The sequence below is a fragment of the Streptococcus sp. HMSC065E03 genome (genome assembly GCF_001815045.1).
Classification (GTDB): Bacteria; Bacillota; Bacilli; order Lactobacillales; family Streptococcaceae; genus Streptococcus; species Streptococcus parasanguinis_AD.
The window spans coordinates 101,747-121,340 of record NZ_KV818837.1; the positions used below are offsets into that span (position 1 = coordinate 101,747).

Here is a 19,594-nt window from a genome sequence, read left to right on the forward strand (position 1 = left end):
GTCCGTACTCACCTAAGGAAAGTTTCTAAGATGGCTTTGTCGACAAACCAAGAACTCCCATACCTTATGGTAATGGGAGTTCTTTTTCTATTTTCTTCTTTTTGGATCGGTTTGTTTAAAGATCAGGTATAAAATTCCGGCAGGCAGGAAGCAGAAGAGCCACATGACATCGAGTCCCTTGCTTTTACTGCTAGAGGTCGTTGCTTTAGACTCACTTACAGCCACTCCCGGTTTAATGCTTGGAGATACCTGTTGCAAGCCGTTCTGAACGACTAGGCGGTTGTCTTCTAGTTTAAGGGCTGGCTTCGTCCCCTTCTTAACGGTCGCATAGAAGTCTTGCTTCAAGTGAATTGTCTTCCCGTCGATGGTATGATCGCCTGCAGAAAGGATTTTTTTATACTGGTAGTCTGCGAACATTTTCTCAGCCAAGGTATTCCCGATCTGATTGCGGTAGCTTTCGGCGATCTCGACATCGTAGTTCCCAACCCCCAAAATCACTTCGATAATCCGCTGTTTACCCCGCTTGGTTGTCGCGGTGTAGTTGTAGTCAGCAGTCGGGCTGGATCCAGTTTTGAGTCCATCTGTTCCTTTAAGGGCGAATTTTCCACCTTCGAGGGAAGTGTTGTAATTATCGTAGCTTTGCTCGTAAGGGGTTCCTTCCATGATCGTAGTATGAGCTTGCTTGGTGTATTCCAACATTTCTGGCAGGTCGTTTACGATGTGATAAGCCAGAATAGACATGTCCCGCGCTGTGATTTCGTTATTGGCATTGACGTCGTAGCGCTGAGGATTGTAGTAGCCCTGAAGGACCGAAATCATCGCCCCATTTGGATTGTGCCATTTGGTATGGCTCATCCCCATTTCTTGTGCGTACTGATTCATTAAGTCCAAAAACTTATCGGGATCATTGTCAGTAACGGCGTTGGCCAGCATAATCACGGCCGCACTGGAAGATGGAACAAAGAGCATCTTGATCAATTCAGATACTTTGTAGTCAACACCAGCTACAATAGGTGAGTTACTTAACAGATTGTTTTCCGAGATGGCTTGGTCTGCCTCTGTTGCTGTAACCACGGTATCATATTTGATCTTGCCTTCTTTGAGGGCCCGAAAGACTACATAGGCACTCATGAGTTTGGCCATGCTTCCTGAGTCCCGGACCGTGTCGATATTGTCTCCGTACAATATAGCTCCAGTATTGGCGTCGATGACGATGTCAGCCTTAGGCTTGTAAAAATCATCCAATACCAGTCCAGCATCAGCTGCGATTTTCATGACATCTTCTTGCTGGTAGATGTCGTCCGCAAAGGCAGTGGAAATAGGGCCTAATGTCAAGACTCCTACAAGGAGGGACAAGAGGCTGTGTTTTAGTCGTTTGTGTAAATGTCTCACATAATTCATAGATTCCATTATATCATACAGGCCAGAGATTCAACTTGAAAAAATTCTAGAAAAAGTAGAAATTGAAAAAATAAAGAAAAAATAGAATAATTTCGCAGTAAAAGCGTTTACATTTCCCTAGAAAGTGCTATAATTTAAATTGAGTATAACATTTTTTACAATGAGGTGATTTATATGAACAAAGGGAAGGTACTCTTAGCTACCAGCGCTCTGCTTTTATCAGCTGGTGTACTGGCAGCCTGCTCAGGAGGAAAATCTAGTAGCTCTGGTGGTCAGACATTTAGCTATGTCTATACCCAGGATCCGGATACACTCGACTATTCGATTTCTAATAAAAAATCGACTTCCGAGTTTACAGGAAATGCGATAGATGGCTTGTTGGAAGTGGACAAGTATGGGAATTTGATCCCATCGCTTGCTAAAGACTGGACTGTTTCCAAGGATGGCTTGACCTATACTTATAAACTCCGTAAAGGGGTCAAATGGATGACTTCTGAAGGGGAAGAATATGGAGAAGTCAAAGCCCAAGACTTTGTCACAGGCCTCAAACACGCGGCAGACAAGAAATCACAAGCGATTTACTTGGTCCAAAAATCTGTCAAAGGTTTGGATGATTATGTTTCAGGGAAGACATCTGATTTCTCAACTGTTGGTGTGAAAGCTATTGACGATTACACCGTTCAATATACCTTGAGCCAACCAGAAAGTTTCTGGAATTCCAAGACTACGATGGGGATCTTGATGCCGGTCAATGAAGAATTCCTGAAATCTAAAGGAGATGACTATGGTCAAGGAACTTCTCCATCTAGTATCCTCTACTGCGGTCCTTATTTGATCAAATCTATCACTTCTAAATCTTCTGCTATATTGGAAAAGAACCCAACCTACTGGGATGCGGATAATGTTAAGATCAGTAAAGTCAAGCTGACCTATTATGATGGACAAGACTCAGAATCCTTGATTCGTGGGTTTGATAACGGCGACTATACAGTTGCCCGTGTTTTCCCAAATGGTTCTAACTATAAGAGTGTAGAGAAGAAGCATAAGGACGACATTGTCTATACTGACCAAGGTTCCTCTACCTACAATCTTTCCTTCAACATTGACCGTCAGGCTTATGAAATCACAAAGAAGACTACTGATGCTCAAAAGACTTCAACTAAGAAAGCAATCTTAAATAAAGACTTCCGTCAAGCCATTATGTTTGCCTTCAACCGCAAGGCTTATGTAGCGCAAACTAACGGGGAAGCGGGTGCCAATAAGGTGATCCGTAATACCTTTACGCCACCAAACTTTGTCCAAATCAATGGCCAACAATTTGGTGATGCAGTAGAAAAAGACTTGGAAGCTTATGGGGATGAATGGAAAGGGGTCTCTGTCGCAGATGGAAAAGACACCCTCTACAATCCAACCAAGGCCAAAGAAGAGTTTGCCAAAGCCAAGGCAGACTTGCAGGCTCAAGGAGTTGAATTCCCAATTCATTTGGACCTTCCAACTTCTTCTACTTATACGGAAGGAATTAAACAGGCCCAATCCTTTAAACAATCAGTTGAGTCTACATTGGGAGCAGAAAATATTGTCATTGATTTGAATATGATTTCTGAGGATGATCTGCAACGGGTGACTTACTTTGCTGAAAATGCTTCGCAACAAGACTGGGATTTGAACAATAACTTGGGTTGGGGACCAGACTATACGGACCCATCTTCTTACATCGATATCACTAGTGGTAAATCTGGCGAAAATGCCAATGCCTACTTTGGATTCGATGCTGGTACCAACAATGCGGCCGCAAAAGCAGCTGGTTTTGATGAATACGATCAATTAATTGAGGATGCTCAAAAAGAAACTACAGATGTGAACAAGCGTTACGAAAAATATGCTGCCGCTCAAGCTTGGTTGACCGATAGTGCCCTCTTGATTCCGATCCATTCAGATGGAGCTTCTCCAGTCGTTCGTAAGACTGTACCATACTCTGCAGCCTTTGCTTGGACAGGCCACAAGGGTCAATCCTTCAACTATAAGTATTTAGAAGTTCAAGACAAGGTTGTATCGGCTAAAGACTACGACAAAGCGCGTGATCAATGGAAGAAAGAAAAAGAAAAATCCAATAAAAAAGCGCAAGAAGAACTTGAAAAGCATGTGAAATAGACTTTTCTTGAAGAAAACAGGAAGGACAGGTCCCGTATGGGACCTGTCTTTTTCTTTGTCTGAACCTTTAAAAATCGCCTAAAAATGGTATAATAGGAGCATCACGAAAATTGGAGAGACGCTATGAGTTTTTACAATCATAAAGAAATCGAGCCTAAGTGGCAAAAATACTGGGCTGACCATCACACCTTTAAGACAGGAACAGATGCTTCAAAACCTAAGTTTTATGCATTGGACATGTTCCCTTATCCATCTGGAGCGGGTCTTCACGTAGGACACCCAGAAGGCTACACAGCAACAGATATCCTTAGCCGTTTCAAACGCGCCCAAGGCTACAACGTCCTTCACCCAATGGGCTGGGATGCTTTTGGTTTGCCTGCAGAGCAATATGCTATGGATACAGGGAATGACCCAGCGGAATTCACAGCAGAAAACATTGCCAACTTCAAACGTCAAATCAATGCGCTTGGCTTCTCTTACGACTGGGACCGTGAAGTCAATACGACAGATCCGAACTACTACAAGTGGACTCAATGGATTTTCACTAAGCTTTACGAAAAAGGCTTAGCTTATGAAGCGGAAGTGCCAGTCAACTGGGTTGAAGAATTGGGTACAGCTATTGCCAACGAAGAAGTTCTTCCAGATGGAACATCTGAGCGTGGGGGCTATCCAGTTGTCCGCAAACCAATGCGCCAATGGATGCTCAAAATTACTGCCTATGCAGAGCGCTTGCTGGCTGACTTGGACGATCTTGACTGGCCAGAGTCTATCAAAGACATGCAACGCAACTGGATTGGGAAATCAACTGGTGCCAATGTCACCTTCAAAGTAAAAGGAACAGACAAGGAATTCACCGTCTTTACGACACGTCCAGATACTCTTTTCGGTGCGACCTTCACTGTTTTGGCGCCTGAACATGAACTAGTAGATGCCATCACGACACCTGAACAAGCTGAAGTTGTAGCGGACTACAAACACCAAGCTAGCCTTAAATCAGACTTAGCTCGTACTGACCTTGCTAAGGAAAAAACAGGGGTTTGGACTGGTGCTTATGCCATCAACCCTGTCAATGGTAAAGAAATCCCAATCTGGATTGCGGACTACGTTCTTGCTAGCTACGGAACAGGTGCCGTTATGGCCGTACCTGCTCATGACCAACGTGACTGGGAATTTGCTAAACAGTTTGGTCTTCCAATCGTAGAAGTACTTGAAGGTGGGAACGTTGAAGAGGCTGCCTACACAGAAGATGGCCTTCACGTCAACTCTGACTTCTTGAACGGTCTCAACAAAGAAGAAGCGATTGCTAAAATCGTGTCTTGGCTAGAAGAAAAAAGCTATGGTCAAGAAAAGGTTACCTACCGTCTCCGCGACTGGCTCTTTAGCCGTCAACGTTACTGGGGTGAACCAATCCCAATCATTCATTGGGAAGATGGAACTTCAACTGCTGTGCCAGAAAGTGAATTGCCACTTGTCTTGCCAGTAACCAAGGACATCCGCCCTTCAGGTACTGGTGAAAGTCCATTGGCCAACTTGACAGACTGGCTGGAAGTGACCCGCGAAGATGGTGTCAAAGGTCGTCGTGAGACCAATACCATGCCACAATGGGCTGGTTCAAGCTGGTACTACCTCCGCTATATCGATCCACACAACACAGAGAAATTGGCTGATGAGAACCTTCTCAAACAATGGTTGCCAGTCGATATCTATGTGGGTGGTGCAGAACACGCTGTGCTTCACTTGCTTTACGCTCGTTTCTGGCATAAATTCCTCTATGATCTTGGTGTTGTTCCAACTAAAGAACCATTCCAAAAACTCTTTAACCAAGGAATGATCTTGGGAACAAGCTACCGTGACCACCGTGGCGCACTTGTGGCGACTGACAAGGTTGAAAAACGTGACGGTTCTTTCTTCCATGTGGAAACAGGGGAAGAGTTGGAGCAAGCACCAGCTAAGATGTCTAAATCCCTCAAGAACGTGGTTAACCCAGACGATGTGGTGGAACAATATGGTGCTGATACCCTTCGTGTCTATGAAATGTTCATGGGACCACTCGATGCTTCCATCGCTTGGTCTGAAGAAGGTCTGGAAGGAAGCCGTAAATTCCTTGACCGTGTGTACCGTTTAATCACAACCAAAGAAATCGTTGCGGAAAATAATGGCGCTCTAGACAAGGTTTACAACGAAACCGTTAAGGCTGTCACAGAGCAAATCGAGTCTATGAAATTCAACACAGCCATTGCCCAACTCATGGTCTTTGTCAATGCAGCTAACAAGGAAGACAAACTCTATGTGGATTACGCCAAAGGCTTTATCCAATTGATCGCCCCATTTGCGCCTCACTTAGCAGAAGAACTCTGGCAAACAGTCGTAGCAACAGGTGAGTCAATCTCTTACGTGGCTTGGCCAACATGGGACGAAAGCAAATTGATTGAAGACGAAATCGAAATCGTCGTTCAAATCAAAGGAAAAGTCCGTGCTAAACTCATGGTCGCAAAAGACCTATCACGCGAAGAATTGCAAGAAGTTGCTCTCTCTGACGAAAAAGTCAAGGCAGAGATTGATGGCAAAGAAATCGTGAAAGTGATTAGTGTCCCTAATAAACTCGTTAATATCGTTGTGAAATAAAAAATAAATCCTTCAGAGTTCAGCTCTGGAGGATTTTTGACTCTTCTTGACAAGAAAACGATATTTTGTTAATATCATTAACAAAAAGAAGGAAACTATGAATAAGAAAGAACTGCATAAGTTTAATAATCGTTTTAACAGCTTTGTTTTAGCCTTTGAACGGTTGAAAAAGGATCAGCACAGGAATAGTATTGATAAATCAATCACTATTAATGAAGTCCATTTGATTGATCTAATAGGTCGGAATCAGCCTGTGAATCTAGTGAAATTATCTGAGTTACTTGAAGTATCAAGGAGCGCTATTACTCAGAGTGTTAGACGTTTAACCAAGAAAGACCTCGTTGCTTTTGAATTTGCACAGGATAATGAAAAAAATAAATATCTGATATTATCCAAAAAAGGGGTTGAAGTTTTTAACATCCATAAAGAGCAGCAAGAACATATTGAAAAAGCCATTTTTTCAGTTTTAAGAAACTATAGTGATGAGGACCTTCAAATGGTTATGAAACTGATGGATGATGTTGAACAGGTATGGCGAGAATTACCGTGGTAAAAATCACGGTAATTTTAAAACTACATTGTTAATCACATTAACAAAAAAAGAGGAAGATATGAATATACAAATTGAACTTATCTCAGAGTCTGAGTTAGCAGACGAATCTTTTAATATTGTCATCAATGGCTTAAAACCAAGAGAAACATATCGAGTCGAGATGTACCTAACTGATTATTATTGTATCAATGCTCCCATGCTTTTAGCTCATGATGTTTTATGGAGATCAATAGGGACTTTTGTATCAGATAAGTATGGTATTATTGATATTTCACAAACTCCATCTTGTTCTGGCTCTTATGAAGGCATTTCAACAATGGGACTATTTTTTAATGCTAAGCCCTTGACCAATGAGAGAAAGAAACTTCCAAACTCTCTTTCTGAAATTCCCTTATTAGATCATTTTTTTGTGGATATCAAAATTATGCAAGAAAATACTATCATTGCAGAGAGAACTTTCACAAGACATTACATGAGTTCGCAAATTAGTCATCAAGATATTTACGGGAAATATTTTCAAGGGAGACTCTTCTATGATAAAAAGGCAATAAAAACACCAGCATTGATTATTGTGAGCGGTAGTGAAGGACGGATTGAAAAGGCACAGAATATAGCTCAGCTTTTATCTTCTAGAGGTTATATTTGCCTAGCAGTTGCCTACTTTGGTTTAGAGGGGTTACCAAAACATTTGGAACGTATTCCTTTAGAGTGCCTTGTGGAAGCAAAGGATTATCTACGTCAGCATCCCCAAGTAGATAGTGAAAAAATTGGAATCTATGGACGGTCTAAGGGAGCAGAATTCGTTTTAGCTGAGGAGAGCCTTTTTAATGACGTTCAATGTTTGGTACTAAATTCACCCTCTGATGTGGTATATGAAGGGATAAAAGGGAAATGGAACTCTCATACTTCTTCTTGGACGCATTTGCAAAAGGAACTTCCCTATCAAAAGTTTCGACTTGGAGATTATCTATTCAGTAAATTTTTTAGAAAAACCTTCCCCAAAGATTGCTCTGCTAGGATAGATATTGGTCAAATGCATTCACCAATCTTATTGCTCGGAAGTACTGTTGATGAAATATGGGATGCCTCGTCAGCGATTGATGATATTGTCTCACATTATAAAGGCCACTACATTACCTTTAAAAAATATCATGAAACAGGTCACATGTTGACAGTGGCTTATCAACCAAATCATCGTTATCGAAAAGATTGGCGTTTATTGATGAAAGAGAGTAAGGATTCTTGGTTGGCTACGATTCATTTTTTTGATAGGCATTTGAAGAAGTAATAAAATAGATTATAAATATGCTATAATAGTTCCAACTAAGATAAAAACACAGTTCTGGTTGGTAGTCCAGACGTAGGCAAGCCTATCAGTAACCTTCCTCCTTGGTTGTCCATTCTTAGGGATAGATTTAAGGAGGTGCTGTCGTGGAAACAATTTCAATTGGATTGCAGTTTATTTTGAAGATGGATTTTGGCATGGTTTGTTCGAACAAGTGTATCGAGAAACTTATCAAGTTTGTCGTGTGACATTTGGTCAGGAGCCAAAAGATGATGAAATTCTAGAGATCTTACAGACTCAGTTTACTCAATTATCTTTTAGTCCAGAAGCTATAGTTAAGCAACATGTAAAAATCAAGAATCCTAAACGATTACAGCGAATGGTGAAGAAACAAGTAAATCAGAAAGTTTCTTCCAAGTCGAAAGAACTATTGCAGTTGCAGTATGAGGAAAGGAAAAAGATTTCAAAACATCAATCTAGTGTCCAAAAACAATTGCTAAAACAAGAGAAATTCGAACGCAAACAGCAAAAACGAAGAGAGAAGCATAAAGGATATTAACCCTTATCTCTTTCATCAAAAAAGCCTCGGTAGGAAGAACCCTACCGAGGCTTTTTAACATGTTGAAAACGATTGTTGAATATCTGGATGATTTTCCCAATCAGCTCGATTGTAGCTTCCTGTAATGGTGTGCTCTTCAGAAAAGAGCAGAACCCGTTCCACAATCGGAGCGATTTGCTCGAAATGGTGGGAGGAAATCACAATCGTTTTTCCTGCTGTTTTGAGTTCTTGGAGCAAGGCGACAATCAGCTTCTGGTATTTTGGTGAGAGACCGTTAAAGGGCTCGTCAAATAGCAAGAGACTAGGATTCATGGTGAGGACACTAGCGATAGCGACTAGCTTCTTTTCCCCTCCGGAAAGATGGTAGGGAATACGATCTCTCAGGTGCTCAATCTCTAAAAGAGTGAGTGTATCATTGACGCGTTGTTCGATTTCAACTGCCGATAAGCCGAGTTGACGTGGGCCAAAAGCCAGTTCATCATAGACGCTTGTATTGAACAATTGGGTATCGCTGTTTTGAAAAATGAGTCCAACCTGCTGGAAGAGTTGCCCAGCACGATGGGGATCTTTCAAGAAGTCTTTGTCAATGGTCCAATCCTTGAAGTGGTACTGACCAGAAGACAGGGGCAAGAGCCCAACCAGAATTTTAAAGAGGGTCGATTTTCCAGCTCCGTTTGGGCCCATCAAGCCCACGGTTTCCCCTTGCTTGATCTGTAGTTGAATATCGTGGATTCCAATCTCATCTGTGTAGTGGTAATTTCCATCCTGAATGGTAATCATAGGGCTTCCTTTCTAGCCAAGTAAGGTCGTGAAGGTCGTGAGAACCGCCAATTCCAATAGGAAAAAGACGTCTTCCTTCTTCCAGTGGAAGGCTTCTTTGCGCTTTGTATCCATACCGTAGCCTCTCAGCAACATGGCCTCGTAGACCTCTTTGGTATGGTTCTTCGTTGATAGATACAGGAGACCCAGAAGAGAGCCAAAGAGATGGAGGTTCACTTTTTGACCAACGGTCCGGAGTTGGACGCACTCAATTTGTTGGTGAAGGTGTTTTCCCAAAATATAACTATATTTCAGCGTAATATCAATGGTCTGGACAAAGGTCTTGGGGACATGTAGCTGCCTTAGGGCCTCAACCAGTTGGATGCTTGTGGTAGTGGCTAAAAAGAGAGAAATATTGAGGACAATCATCCCTGCACGTAGCAAAAAGAGTCCTCCATTTTGAAATCCTTGAAATAAGATGCTAGGCAATATCACAATTGTGGAAATCAACAGCACCTTGAACAGGACCTTAAAGAGGTGGAGTAGGACCTCTCCAGGAAGCATGGCAATGTGCATTAACAAAAGGATGCCGATCAACCACAGTTGGATGGGATGGTGGGCAGTCGTAATGAGAATGGCTAAAATTAAAAAGGAAACGAGCCGCATCCAAGACGAAGTTTTGGCCTTGAATGCGGGCGTCGTTTGTTTCATTTTGCCAAGAAAGTGGCGCAATGTTTGAAGATTCATTTGTAAATAGTGATGGCTTTTTGAAGCTTCTAGAGTCGCTTGCTCTTGATGAAGCCAGTCAGGGAGTTTACGCATGAGAAGTCTTTTCTCCGTTCATTGATCGAATGATTTTACTGATGATATAGAAAATGAGAACAGCTGTAATGGCTGATAGGATATAGCCAATCGCAATTTTTGTTCCAGGAATGGTGTAATCACTGAACAAGGCTTCAAAAGAGAATCCATTTTTGATCCCTGTTGGGACTTTGCCATGAAGCAGGCTACCCAATTCTTCAGTAGACCATTCACCAAAAGCTGTCCCATCTGCGAGGAGTCCAAGTGGGCTGAGGACGATCAAAGCAAGGAGTACCCAGCGAATTTTTTTAACAAATGAAGTTGTATTGACTGTACTTGGTGTGTACAACTCTGCAGGAGCAACTTGTTTTACAAAACGGTAAATCACAACGGTGAAGAAGGCTTCGACCCAACCTGCGACAAGGAGGTGAGCACCCAACATAGCAGGCACCGTGATACTCAATCCATAAGGATTATAGAGTGGCTGACCAGCTTCTGACGCGATGAGGGGTTGCAAGCCCAATTCAACACCAGCTAAGAAGGCAGCAGCATTGATCGAAAGAAAAGAACCGATAATAACGCCAAGCGTTTCCTGATGGTGCTTGCGGAACAAGTTATAAATAGCATAGCCAACAAAAGGCATCACAATGGCCATGTTGAAAATATTGGCCCCAAGAGCGAGAATCCCTCCGTCACCAAATAAGAAGGCCTGTAGGAGTAAGGCAACTGTCAGCGCTAGAGAGGCCGCATAGGGACCTATGAGAATGGCAAGAAGGGTCCCTCCGACAGCGTGAGCGGTCGTTCCACCAGGAACAGGAACATTAAACATCATCAATAAGAAGGACAAAGAAGCAGCAATCCCAAGCATCGGCGCTAGCTCTTTATTTTCTTTTAATTGGACCTTGACTTTTTTGATGGACAAGACAATAACAGGCGCAGCAGCAACCGCTAAAACTGCACAACTTGCAGGACTAAGGTAATTATCTGGTATATGCATAACAAATTCTCCATTAGTATGATTTAATTTCGTTAACAGATTACCACATTATAAAATCAGGTGTCGTTGCAAAACGAGTCCAACATTTGTTACACTTGCTAGAAAGAGGGAGAAAAAACTAGTTTGAAGGGCTAGAAAGGCTTTTTAAGGTGAATTTAGATAAAATTATTGGTTCCATATCGAAATAGTTGACAGATGTAACGAACAGTGATACAATGACTGTGATATTTCGATATAGAAATAAAAAGGAGACAAAATGGACAAGATGCAAGGGGGATACCAAGCTTTACAGATACGCTTATTGAACGGGCGACTTTTTCAAAAACTCTTGAGCAAGGAACCAGATGCTCAATACCGAAGTGAACAGGGGAAAATTTTAACGATTTTGTGGAAGCAAGAGTTGGGGTGCGCTACTGCGACAGATATCGCTCTTGCGACGGGTCTAGCCAATAATACATTGACCAGTATGGTTAAGAAATTGGAAGAACAAGGCTTGGTTACGATTCAACCTTGCACACAGGATAAAAGGAAAAAATATATTTCTTTGACAGACCTCGGTTGGGCGCAAAAAGAAATCGGTGACCGCGTTAGTAAAGAGTTGGGTGAGATTTTCTACCAAGGATTTTCGGATCAAGAAATTCAAGAATTTGAAGCCTATCAAGAGCGGATTATCACAAATCTAAAAGCTAAAGAAAATGACATCTAGGGAAAGGAGGCAACAGTTATGATTGGAATTACAGGTGTAACAGGGAAATTAGGTTCCTATGTGTCTGATCTTGTCGATAAAAAAGGAATTGCTTCTATCCATCTGGCAAGAAGTCCAGAGCGGGCAACAGTCTACGCGTCAGCGGAAATTCGTAAGATGGTGTATGCCAATACTCCAGAGGTGGTTGAGGCCTTAAAGGGTATCGATGTCTTATTGATGGTCTCTGCTCGGGAAAATCCAGAGCGTGTTGAGGAACACACGAGTTTTTTAAATGCCGCAAAGCTAGCGGGGGTGCAGCATATCGTCTATACCTCCTTTTACGGAGCAGATGAAAAAGCAACCTTTACCTTGTCTCGAGATCATGCCCAGACGGAAGCCTATATCAAGGAGTTAGGATTCACCTATACATTTTTGAGAGATAATTTTTACTTGGACTTCTTGATAGATATTGCTCTTGAAAATGGAGAGATTCGTGGTCCAGCAGGAAGTGGGAAGGTTTCAGCAGTTGCCCGTAAGGACACATCTAGTGTTGCAGCAGAGATTCTTTTACATGCTAAGAAATGGGAAAATCAAACCTTGAATCTAACAGGACCAGAGGAACTTTCCATGGAAGAGATCGTAGCGCTTCTCTCAAAAGAGACCGGTAAGACCATCGCGTATGTGGATGAATCAGTAGAAGAAGCCTATGAGTCACGGAAAAAATGGCCAGCACAAACTTGGGAGTATGATGCCTGGGTCAGTACCTATACAGCGATTAAAGCTGGAGAACAAGCTGGAGTTTCAGCAGATGTCGAAAAAGTCCTAGGGCATCCAGCAAGTAGCTTATTGGATATTCTTAGAGACAGAAAACTTATTGAGGAAAAATATGATTGAATACAAACATGTAGCCTTGCGCTACACGGAAAAGGACATTTTGAAAGATGTCAATCTCCGCATTGAAAATGGAGAATTCATGGTGCTAGTGGGTCCTTCAGGATCTGGTAAGACCACCATGATCAAGATGATTAACCGTCTTTTGGAGCCGACAGATGGCAATATCTATATGGATGGGAAACGTATCAAGGACTATGATGAACGGGAGTTACGTCTCAGTACCGGCTATGTCCTTCAAGCCATTGCCTTATTTCCTAACTTGACCGTTGCTGAAAATATAGCATTGATTCCTGAGATGAAGGGCTGGACTAAAGAACAAATCACTTCTAAGACAGAAGAACTCTTGGATAAGGTGGGTCTCCCTGCTGCAGAGTATGCAAATCGCATGCCTAGTGAATTATCTGGTGGGGAGCAACAGCGGATTGGCATTGTGCGCGCTATCATTGGAGAACCAAAAATTCTATTGATGGACGAACCTTTTTCAGCCTTGGATGCCATCTCTCGCAAGCAGTTGCAGGCTCTTACAAAAGATTTACATAAAGAATTCGGCATGACGACCATCTTCGTAACCCATGATACGGATGAGGCCTTAAAATTAGGGGATCGCATTGCGGTGCTACAGGAAGGAGAAATTCGTCAGGTGGCAGACCCTGAAACAATTTTACAAGCGCCTGCGACAGACTTTGTCGCAGATTTGTTTGGAGGTGCTCACCATGTCTAAACTACTTACAACTTTTCAAGAACGTTTTGGGGACTGGCTTACAGCCCTTGGACAACACTTACAATTGTCTCTCTTGACCTTATTGGTCGCTATTTTTCTGACGATTCCGCTGGCAGTTTATCTAAATAGCCATAAAAAAGCAGCGAACTGGGTGTTACAAGTTGCGGGTATCTTCCAGACCATTCCCTCAATGGCTTTGTTGGGTCTCTTTATTCCTTTCATGGGGATTGGAACCTTACCGGCCCTTACAGCTCTAGTCATTTATGCTATTTTCCCGATTTTGGAAAATACAATCACAGCCTTGAACGGCATTGATCCTAGTCTTGAGGAGGCAGGGATTGCTTTTGGAATGACCAAGTGGGAGCGACTCAAGAAGTTTGAAATTCCACTGGCCATGCCTGTCATTGTATCGGGGGTTCGTACAGCAACCGTTATGATCATTGGGACAGCGACTTTAGCCGCTCTTGTTGGAGCTGGAGGATTGGGTTCCTTTATCCTTTTGGGGATTGACCGTCGGAATGCCAGTCTCATTTTAATCGGCGCAATCTCATCAGCCATTTTGGCCATTCTTTTCAATATCATTCTCAAATGGTTGGAAAAGGCAAAGTTGCGTACGATTGTTGCAGCCTTTGCGGTGATGCTCCTTGGTTTGGGGGCGAGTTATGCTCCAAGCATGATTCCTCAGAAAGAAAAAGAAAATCTAGTCATAGCTGGGAAATTGGGGCCTGAACCTGAAATTCTCATGAATATGTACAAACTTCTCATTGAGGGAAATAGTGACATGACAGTGACGGTTAAGCCTAACTTTGGGAAGACAGATTTCCTTTATCAAGCGCTTAAAAAGGGTGATATCGATATCTATCCAGAATTTACAGGGACCATTACAAGTTCTCTTTTGCAACCAGCTCCTAAAGTCAGCAACGACTCCAAAGAAGTTTTCGAGGTTGCGCGTGATGGTATAAGGAAACAAGATCATCTAGCCTTGCTCAAACCCATGGCTTATCAAAACACCTATGCGATTGCTGTTCCGAAAAGTATTGCGAAAGAGTATAATCTGAAGACGATTTCTGATCTCAAGAAAGTTCAGGACAAGCTCAAAGCTGGTTTCACGTTGGAATTTAACGACCGTGAGGACGGAAACAAAGGACTTCAATCAGTTTATGGACTAAATCTTAATGTGGCTACCATGGAGCCGGCACTTCGCTATGAGGCAATCCAACAAGGCAATATTCAAATAACAGATGCCTATTCAACAGACCCAGAAATTGCTCAATATAATTTAGTTGTTCTAGAGGATGACCAACACCTCTTCCCACCTTACCAAGGAGCACCCCTCATGAAAGAAGCTCTTCTTAAGAAACATCCAGAATTGGAAGGCATTCTGAACAAGTTGGCTGGCAAAATCACAGAGAGCCAAATGAGTCAGATGAACTACCAAGTGGGAGTAGAAGGAAAACCTGTTGCTAAAGTCGCACGTGAGTTTTTGGTAAAACAAGGACTATTGAAGAAATGATTAAGCAAGAAGAAATACAAGAAACTCTTTTGCGACTCTGCAAGCACTATGGAGAACAAAATTGGTGGCAATCGGATAACAAGATTGAAGATTTGGTATCGACCATTCTGATCCAGCGAACAACAGAGAAGAATGCTAAGTTGGCTTTAGCTGGTCTAATGGATGTCATGACAGTAGAGGGTATCCTGGCTTTACCGCTAGAAGAGTTACAGGAACGTATTCGACCTGCCGGATTTTTCAAGCAAAAGTCACAAACGATTAGGGGACTTCTGACCTGGTTAAGAGAAGTTGGTGGTTTTGAGTTTCTTGCCAGAATTGGAACAGAAGATTTACGGAAGCTACTGTTGGAGTTAAAAGGGATTGGACCAGAGACTGCAGATGCACTTTTACTTTATCTTTTTGATCGTCCCGTTTTTATTTCGGATGAATATGCGAGAAGACTTTTTCGACGCTTAGGATTTGGAAACTTTGATACCTATAATGACATGCATGCTGTTTACGGTAACGTCTTGGAAGGCCTCACTCTCAAACAATGCCAAGAGATTCATGCTGTCATTGATGAACATGGGAAAGCTTTTGGCAAAAGTAAAGGCCAGTTAGACGAAAGTTGGTTACGATAAAAAGAGCCTAGGACAGTAGTCCTTTGACTCCACAAAAGAAACTGATTTTGTACTAACCTAAAGTTAGACAATTTATTTAAGCAAAGGATTTAGTTCTGTATTGCACAGGACTAAGTCCTTTTAGTTTTATCTTAATGCGTTTGTTGTTGTAATAATTAATACAGTCTACACTAGCTTGTTCCAATTGCTCAAGTGACTGAAACGTTTTCTCATGACCATAAAACATCTCAGACTTCAGAATGCCAAAGAAGGATTCCATCATGCCGTTATCTGGACTATTGTATTTACATGACATAGATGACTGGAGTATAAGAGTCATCCAAAAGTATGTGCCTCCTTGTTAAATATCAAAAGATTGGTGAAATGAATAGCGAATATCCCTTTTTATTTTACTTAAAATCAGATTTTTGGATGGAAATACCAGATGATAAAGTAAATCATTTAAAAAATAAAAAAGACAAACGCCCAAAATGACGTTTGTCTAGAATAAGGAAGTTATCCTTGTACTTTAGCTCTACTTATTAGCTTAGATCGTATGTTACTCAACAGATTTTAGGGCTTCGAGCATATTGACTTTCTTAAGGTGTTGGTTCACAAAGATACCGAGACCTGTCAGAATGATAATGACAACAAGTGTTGGAATGGCATAGATGAGCCAGCTCAGACCTGGATTGAACATAATATTTTCAGGAGGGATAACCTCTACCATGTATTGATGCAATCCCCAACCAAGTCCGAATCCAACCAAGATACCAATGATAGAGAGATAAATGGTTTCTCGATAGATGTAGAGTGTCACTTCTCTATTAAAGAAGCCTAGAACCTTAATGGTTGATAACTCACGGATACGTTCTGCAACATTGATATTTGTCAAATTAAAGAGAACAACTAAAGCAAGAAGAACAGAAATCCCAATCAATACTGCCATAACACGGCTAAGGGAGTTGACGATGGTCTTGATTTGTGCCTTTAGAGTAGTATTTTGAACAACCCCTTTGACACCATCAAGCTCCATAAATTGACTGGCTGTTTGCTCAACGTTTTTGTCTGAGTGATTCTTCAGTGTCAGAATAGTAGCATTTTGGCTCGCCTCTTTACCAAAAGCATTTCTGTAAGTAGTTTCATTCATAAAGATGAAGTGACCCATATACATTTCAGAAATACCAGCAACTTTGAGTTTGATATCCTTGTCTTGGCTATTTTGAACGGTTAACTCATCCCCTACAGAAACGCCAGCTAAGTCTGCCAATTTCTCAGAAATAATAATCCCTTTGTCGGTCAAATCGAGTTTTTGACCAGTTTCACGATTATTGAGCTTGATGTAATGTTGTAGAGTTTCTTGATCCTTGTCTTTGACCACAAGGGTTGTGATATCTTGACGATCGTTATTATTTCCTGCCACTTTTGAAAGCATTTCGTAATGAATAGAAAGATGTTCCTTGACCTTGCTATCGTTAATTAATTTTTGGATGTTTTCCTTTTCCTGCCCATCCAGATGATCCTTGTTTGCGACAATCATATCATAGCGAATGATGTTAGGGAATTGGCGTGTGTTAAGGTCTCCAATAGAAGAACGAATACCGAGTCCAGCAAAGAGAAGTGCGATGGAACCGCAGACACCAAAAATAGTCATGAACATCCGTTGCTTGTATCGGAAAATATTACGGGCAGTGACTTTTTGTGTAAAGTTCATCCGGTTCCAAAGTGGGGTGATGCGCTCCAAAAGAATCTTAGAACCAGATGTTGGAGGTTTTGGAAGAAGAAGTTGGGCTGGCTTTTCTCCTAATTCGCGCTTGGCTACCATGAAAGCGGGAAGAACTGTGGACAAAAGACCAAGCACAATAGCTAGAAGAGTCTTAAATGGATAAAAGTGTAACTCAATTGGTGCGAGGAGGATTCGCTCTTTATAACTATTGTATATGATAGTTGGAAGGAGAATATGTCCAGCAGCAACCCCAATAGCAGTACCAATCATGCTCGTCACGAATCCATAAATAATAAATTTACGGATGATGTCCTTGTTTTGGTAACCGAGAGCTTTGAATGTCCCTGCCTTAATCCGTTCTTCTTCGACGAAGCGTCCCATTGTTACAAAGGTAACCAAGGCAGCAATAAAGTAGAGGATAACAGGGAAGATATTACTGAGGTTCTGAAAAACAGAAGCGTTGGTCTCATATGAAACGTACCCTTCTGACCAAGGAGCTTCACGACGTGTGTAGACATCGTAGCTTGGTTCAGCAATGCTATCGATTTTTTCTTGAGCTTCCTTTATTTGCTCCTTCTTGTCAGCGATTTCATCTTGTGCCTGAGTCAATTGTCCCTGGACAAGAGGATTCTTATCCTGACCGCTGGCTTTCGCTTGTTCAAGTTTCTTGTTAAGCTCCGTTTCTGCTTTCTGAAGTTGTCTTGTTTGTTGGTCAATCTTAGCCTGTGGATCAGCTTTTAATTCTTTCAAACGGTTAGCAGGCTGATTTTTTACTAATTTTTCAAGCTCATCCTCGTGTTTGGAAACCTTGTCAGTGTAATCCTGGGTATAGGGGTTAGCTCCACGGACGTCTTTGTAAGCTAAGCGTGCAATCATGTAGACGTCGGAATCAAAACTAGATTCAGGAACAACCGCATACCCTTTGAGTTCCCCACTACCAGCTGTCGATGAACCTAGGTCAACACTTGATAAGATTTCAGAAGACTGAACAAAGCCAGTGATGGTAAAACTGTGTTCTTTTAAGACATCCTTACCATTGTCACCCTCTTTTTCAGAAAACTCAATTTTGTCACCGATCTTATAGTTATCTTGATAGACTGAAGAAAGAGCAATTTCACCTTGCTTACTTGGAAGTTTTCCTTTTACAACCTCATAAGTTGAGATATCTTTTGGTTTTGAAAATAGTCGAAAGGAATCAGTGGAACCTTTCAGTACTACATCTTTAAAGTAACCATACTCAATGTTTGCCTCTGATGAGACTTGATTTAGGAGGTCTTGATCTGACTGGTTCAGTCCATAGCTACCAGTAACTGTGAGGTCAGCTGTTTGGTGTTTAGTAAAATAGCTTGTTCCCGTGTGTTGCATATCAGGTGTCGTCACCTTTAGACCCACAAGAGCGAAAGAACCTAAGGCCATGAGTGAAGCAATAGAAACCACCCGTCCTTTAGAACTAGAGAAAGACTTTCTCACGTCCTTCCAATAAGTTTTACGATTCATGAGACATCCTTTCTAGTACTCGAGGCTATCAATATCTTGTGGATGGGCATTGAGTTCAATACTTTGAACACGCGCATCATGCATACGAATCACACGATCAGCAATAGGTGCAAGCGCCCCGTTGTGAGTGACGATGATAACGGTAGCTCCTTCATTGCGAGCCTTGTCTTGGAGAATCTTCAAGACCTGTTTTCCAGTATTGTAATCCAGGGCTCCTGTAGGTTCGTCACAGAGGAGAATTTTCGGATTTTTTGCGACGGCGCGAGCGATAGCTACCCGTTGTTGCTCACCACCAGACAATTGTGCAGGGAAGTTGTTGATGCGTTTTCCTAGACCAACATCAATCAAAGTTTGTTCCGCATCTTTAGCATCCGTGACAATTTCAGAAGCCAACTCTACATTTTCTTTGGCCGTTAAGTTTGAGACCAAGTTATAGAATTGAAAGACGAATCCGACATCGTCTCTACGATAGGCTGTTAATTGTTTCGCATTATAATTGGAGATGTCTTTCCCATCGATGACGACCTTTCCTTCATCATTGGTATCCATACCAACAAGAATATTGAGAACAGTTGATTTTCCTGCCCCAGAAGAACCGAGTATAATCACTAACTCCCCTTTTTCAATTTCGAAAGTGATATCATTGTTTGCGATGATTTCCACATCACCTGTTTTATACCGTTTGTAACTATGTTTCATTTCAATATACGCCATGTGTATTTGTCTCCTTTAAAAATTATCAGCTGCTAAAACAACAACCTGTTGAATAATTACGAAGGTTATTTTATGATTTTTTAAATACGATTGCTACAACAGAAAACAACAATG

The 19,594-nt window shown here is 41.8% G+C and carries 15 protein-coding genes and 2 pseudogenes; 10 read left to right on the plus strand and 7 right to left on the minus strand.

Features of this window, described 5'->3' with window-relative positions:
• Window positions 1-87: 87 nt before the first annotated feature.
• Window positions 88-1,410, minus strand: coding sequence for a DUF1958 domain-containing protein (locus HMPREF3002_RS00615; protein WP_070664785.1), 1,323 nt, complete (start codon window positions 1,408-1,410; stop codon window positions 88-90).
• A 165-nt stretch (window positions 1,411-1,575) separates the two neighbouring features.
• On the opposite strand from HMPREF3002_RS00615, the gene HMPREF3002_RS00620 reads away from it, so the two are divergent.
• From HMPREF3002_RS00620 to HMPREF3002_RS00640, 5 genes and pseudogenes are all read left to right on the plus strand, one after another.
• Window positions 1,576-3,552, plus strand: coding sequence for a peptide ABC transporter substrate-binding protein (locus HMPREF3002_RS00620; RefSeq protein WP_070664788.1), 1,977 nt, complete (start codon window positions 1,576-1,578; stop codon window positions 3,550-3,552).
• Between the two features lie 123 nt (window positions 3,553-3,675).
• A complete protein-coding gene (gene leuS / locus HMPREF3002_RS00625; protein ID WP_070664790.1) occupies window positions 3,676-6,177 on the plus strand; it encodes a leucine--tRNA ligase in 2,502 nt (833 codons plus the stop codon).
• Between the two features lie 97 nt (window positions 6,178-6,274).
• A complete protein-coding gene (locus tag HMPREF3002_RS00630; protein ID WP_070594755.1) occupies window positions 6,275-6,730 on the plus strand; it encodes a MarR family winged helix-turn-helix transcriptional regulator in 456 nt (151 codons plus the stop codon).
• 58 nt (window positions 6,731-6,788) lie between these two features.
• Window positions 6,789-8,018, plus strand: coding sequence for an acyl-CoA thioesterase/bile acid-CoA:amino acid N-acyltransferase family protein (locus tag HMPREF3002_RS11140; protein WP_049491037.1), 1,230 nt, complete (start codon window positions 6,789-6,791; stop codon window positions 8,016-8,018).
• 143 nt (window positions 8,019-8,161) lie between these two features.
• Window positions 8,162-8,574: pseudogene (locus HMPREF3002_RS00640) on the plus strand (YjdF family protein).
• A gap of 54 nt (window positions 8,575-8,628) precedes the next feature.
• Here HMPREF3002_RS00640 and HMPREF3002_RS00645 read toward each other — a convergent pair.
• The 3 genes from HMPREF3002_RS00645 to cbiM are packed head-to-tail and all read right to left on the minus strand — an operon-like array spanning window position 8,629 to window position 11,131.
• Window positions 8,629-9,354, minus strand: coding sequence for an energy-coupling factor ABC transporter ATP-binding protein (locus HMPREF3002_RS00645; RefSeq protein ID WP_070594757.1), 726 nt, complete (start codon window positions 9,352-9,354; stop codon window positions 8,629-8,631).
• Window positions 9,355-9,366: 12 nt separating this feature from the next.
• Window positions 9,367-10,155, minus strand: coding sequence for an energy-coupling factor transporter transmembrane component T (locus HMPREF3002_RS00650; protein ID WP_049522963.1), 789 nt, complete (start codon window positions 10,153-10,155; stop codon window positions 9,367-9,369).
• Window positions 10,148-11,131 carry a cobalt transporter CbiM gene (gene cbiM, locus HMPREF3002_RS00655; RefSeq protein WP_070505343.1) on the minus strand — a complete coding sequence of 328 codons (984 nt, stop codon included), beginning with the start codon at window positions 11,129-11,131 and terminating at the stop codon, window positions 10,148-10,150. The genes HMPREF3002_RS00650 and cbiM overlap by 8 nt, the downstream gene beginning before the upstream one ends.
• Window positions 11,132-11,387: 256 nt before the next feature.
• On the opposite strand from cbiM, the gene HMPREF3002_RS00660 reads away from it, so the two are divergent.
• Genes HMPREF3002_RS00660 through HMPREF3002_RS00680 form a run of 5 tightly spaced genes read left to right on the plus strand, consistent with a single transcriptional unit; the run spans window position 11,388 to window position 15,564 of the window.
• Entirely contained in the window at window positions 11,388-11,837 is a 450-nt protein-coding gene (locus HMPREF3002_RS00660) for a MarR family winged helix-turn-helix transcriptional regulator (protein WP_003018359.1), read from the plus strand.
• A gap of 18 nt (window positions 11,838-11,855) precedes the next feature.
• A complete protein-coding gene (locus HMPREF3002_RS00665; protein ID WP_023919563.1) occupies window positions 11,856-12,710 on the plus strand; it encodes an SDR family oxidoreductase in 855 nt (284 codons plus the stop codon).
• Window positions 12,703-13,431: an ATP-binding cassette domain-containing protein gene (locus HMPREF3002_RS00670; RefSeq protein ID WP_023919561.1), complete on the plus strand. Its 729-nt coding sequence runs from the start codon at window positions 12,703-12,705 to the stop codon at window positions 13,429-13,431. Before HMPREF3002_RS00665 ends, HMPREF3002_RS00670 begins: the two co-directional genes overlap by 8 nt.
• Window positions 13,424-14,944: an ABC transporter permease/substrate-binding protein gene (locus HMPREF3002_RS00675; protein ID WP_049489366.1), complete on the plus strand. Its 1,521-nt coding sequence runs from the start codon at window positions 13,424-13,426 to the stop codon at window positions 14,942-14,944. The genes HMPREF3002_RS00670 and HMPREF3002_RS00675 overlap by 8 nt, the downstream gene beginning before the upstream one ends.
• Entirely contained in the window at window positions 14,941-15,564 is a 624-nt protein-coding gene (locus HMPREF3002_RS00680) for an endonuclease III domain-containing protein (protein WP_003009934.1), read from the plus strand. Before HMPREF3002_RS00675 ends, HMPREF3002_RS00680 begins: the two co-directional genes overlap by 4 nt.
• A 76-nt stretch (window positions 15,565-15,640) precedes the next feature.
• Here the strand turns inward: HMPREF3002_RS00680 and HMPREF3002_RS00685 are convergent.
• The 3 genes and pseudogenes from HMPREF3002_RS00685 to HMPREF3002_RS00695 form a co-directional block, all read right to left on the minus strand.
• Window positions 15,641-15,871: pseudogene (locus HMPREF3002_RS00685) on the minus strand (IS3 family transposase); the annotation flags it as partial.
• A gap of 231 nt (window positions 15,872-16,102) precedes the next feature.
• Window positions 16,103-18,766 (minus strand): ABC transporter permease, encoded by a 2,664-nt coding sequence (locus HMPREF3002_RS00690; protein WP_021154352.1) that lies wholly within the window; start codon window positions 18,764-18,766, stop codon window positions 16,103-16,105.
• Between the two features lie 12 nt (window positions 18,767-18,778).
• Complete coding sequence (locus HMPREF3002_RS00695) at window positions 18,779-19,480, minus strand: ABC transporter ATP-binding protein (RefSeq protein ID WP_070664792.1); 702 nt, start codon at window positions 19,478-19,480, stop codon at window positions 18,779-18,781.
• Between the last annotated feature and the right edge of the window lie 114 nt (window positions 19,481-19,594).

Coding starts and splice junctions, on each gene's coding strand:
- HMPREF3002_RS00615 (WP_070664785.1), bottom strand. CDS start 1,410: ATGGAATCTATGAATTATGTGAGACATTTACACAAACGACTAAAACAC.
- HMPREF3002_RS00620 (WP_070664788.1), top strand. CDS start 1,576: ATGAACAAAGGGAAGGTACTCTTAGCTACCAGCGCTCTGCTTTTATCA.
- leuS (WP_070664790.1), top strand. CDS start 3,676: ATGAGTTTTTACAATCATAAAGAAATCGAGCCTAAGTGGCAAAAATAC.
- HMPREF3002_RS00630 (WP_070594755.1), top strand. CDS start 6,275: ATGAATAAGAAAGAACTGCATAAGTTTAATAATCGTTTTAACAGCTTT.
- HMPREF3002_RS11140 (WP_049491037.1), top strand. CDS start 6,789: ATGAATATACAAATTGAACTTATCTCAGAGTCTGAGTTAGCAGACGAA.
- HMPREF3002_RS00645 (WP_070594757.1), bottom strand. CDS start 9,354: ATGATTACCATTCAGGATGGAAATTACCACTACACAGATGAGATTGGA.
- HMPREF3002_RS00650 (WP_049522963.1), bottom strand. CDS start 10,155: ATGCGTAAACTCCCTGACTGGCTTCATCAAGAGCAAGCGACTCTAGAA.
- cbiM (WP_070505343.1), bottom strand. CDS start 11,131: ATGCATATACCAGATAATTACCTTAGTCCTGCAAGTTGTGCAGTTTTA.
- HMPREF3002_RS00660 (WP_003018359.1), top strand. CDS start 11,388: ATGGACAAGATGCAAGGGGGATACCAAGCTTTACAGATACGCTTATTG.
- HMPREF3002_RS00665 (WP_023919563.1), top strand. CDS start 11,856: ATGATTGGAATTACAGGTGTAACAGGGAAATTAGGTTCCTATGTGTCT.
- HMPREF3002_RS00670 (WP_023919561.1), top strand. CDS start 12,703: ATGATTGAATACAAACATGTAGCCTTGCGCTACACGGAAAAGGACATT.
- HMPREF3002_RS00675 (WP_049489366.1), top strand. CDS start 13,424: ATGTCTAAACTACTTACAACTTTTCAAGAACGTTTTGGGGACTGGCTT.
- HMPREF3002_RS00680 (WP_003009934.1), top strand. CDS start 14,941: ATGATTAAGCAAGAAGAAATACAAGAAACTCTTTTGCGACTCTGCAAG.
- HMPREF3002_RS00690 (WP_021154352.1), bottom strand. CDS start 18,766: ATGAATCGTAAAACTTATTGGAAGGACGTGAGAAAGTCTTTCTCTAGT.
- HMPREF3002_RS00695 (WP_070664792.1), bottom strand. CDS start 19,480: ATGGCGTATATTGAAATGAAACATAGTTACAAACGGTATAAAACAGGT.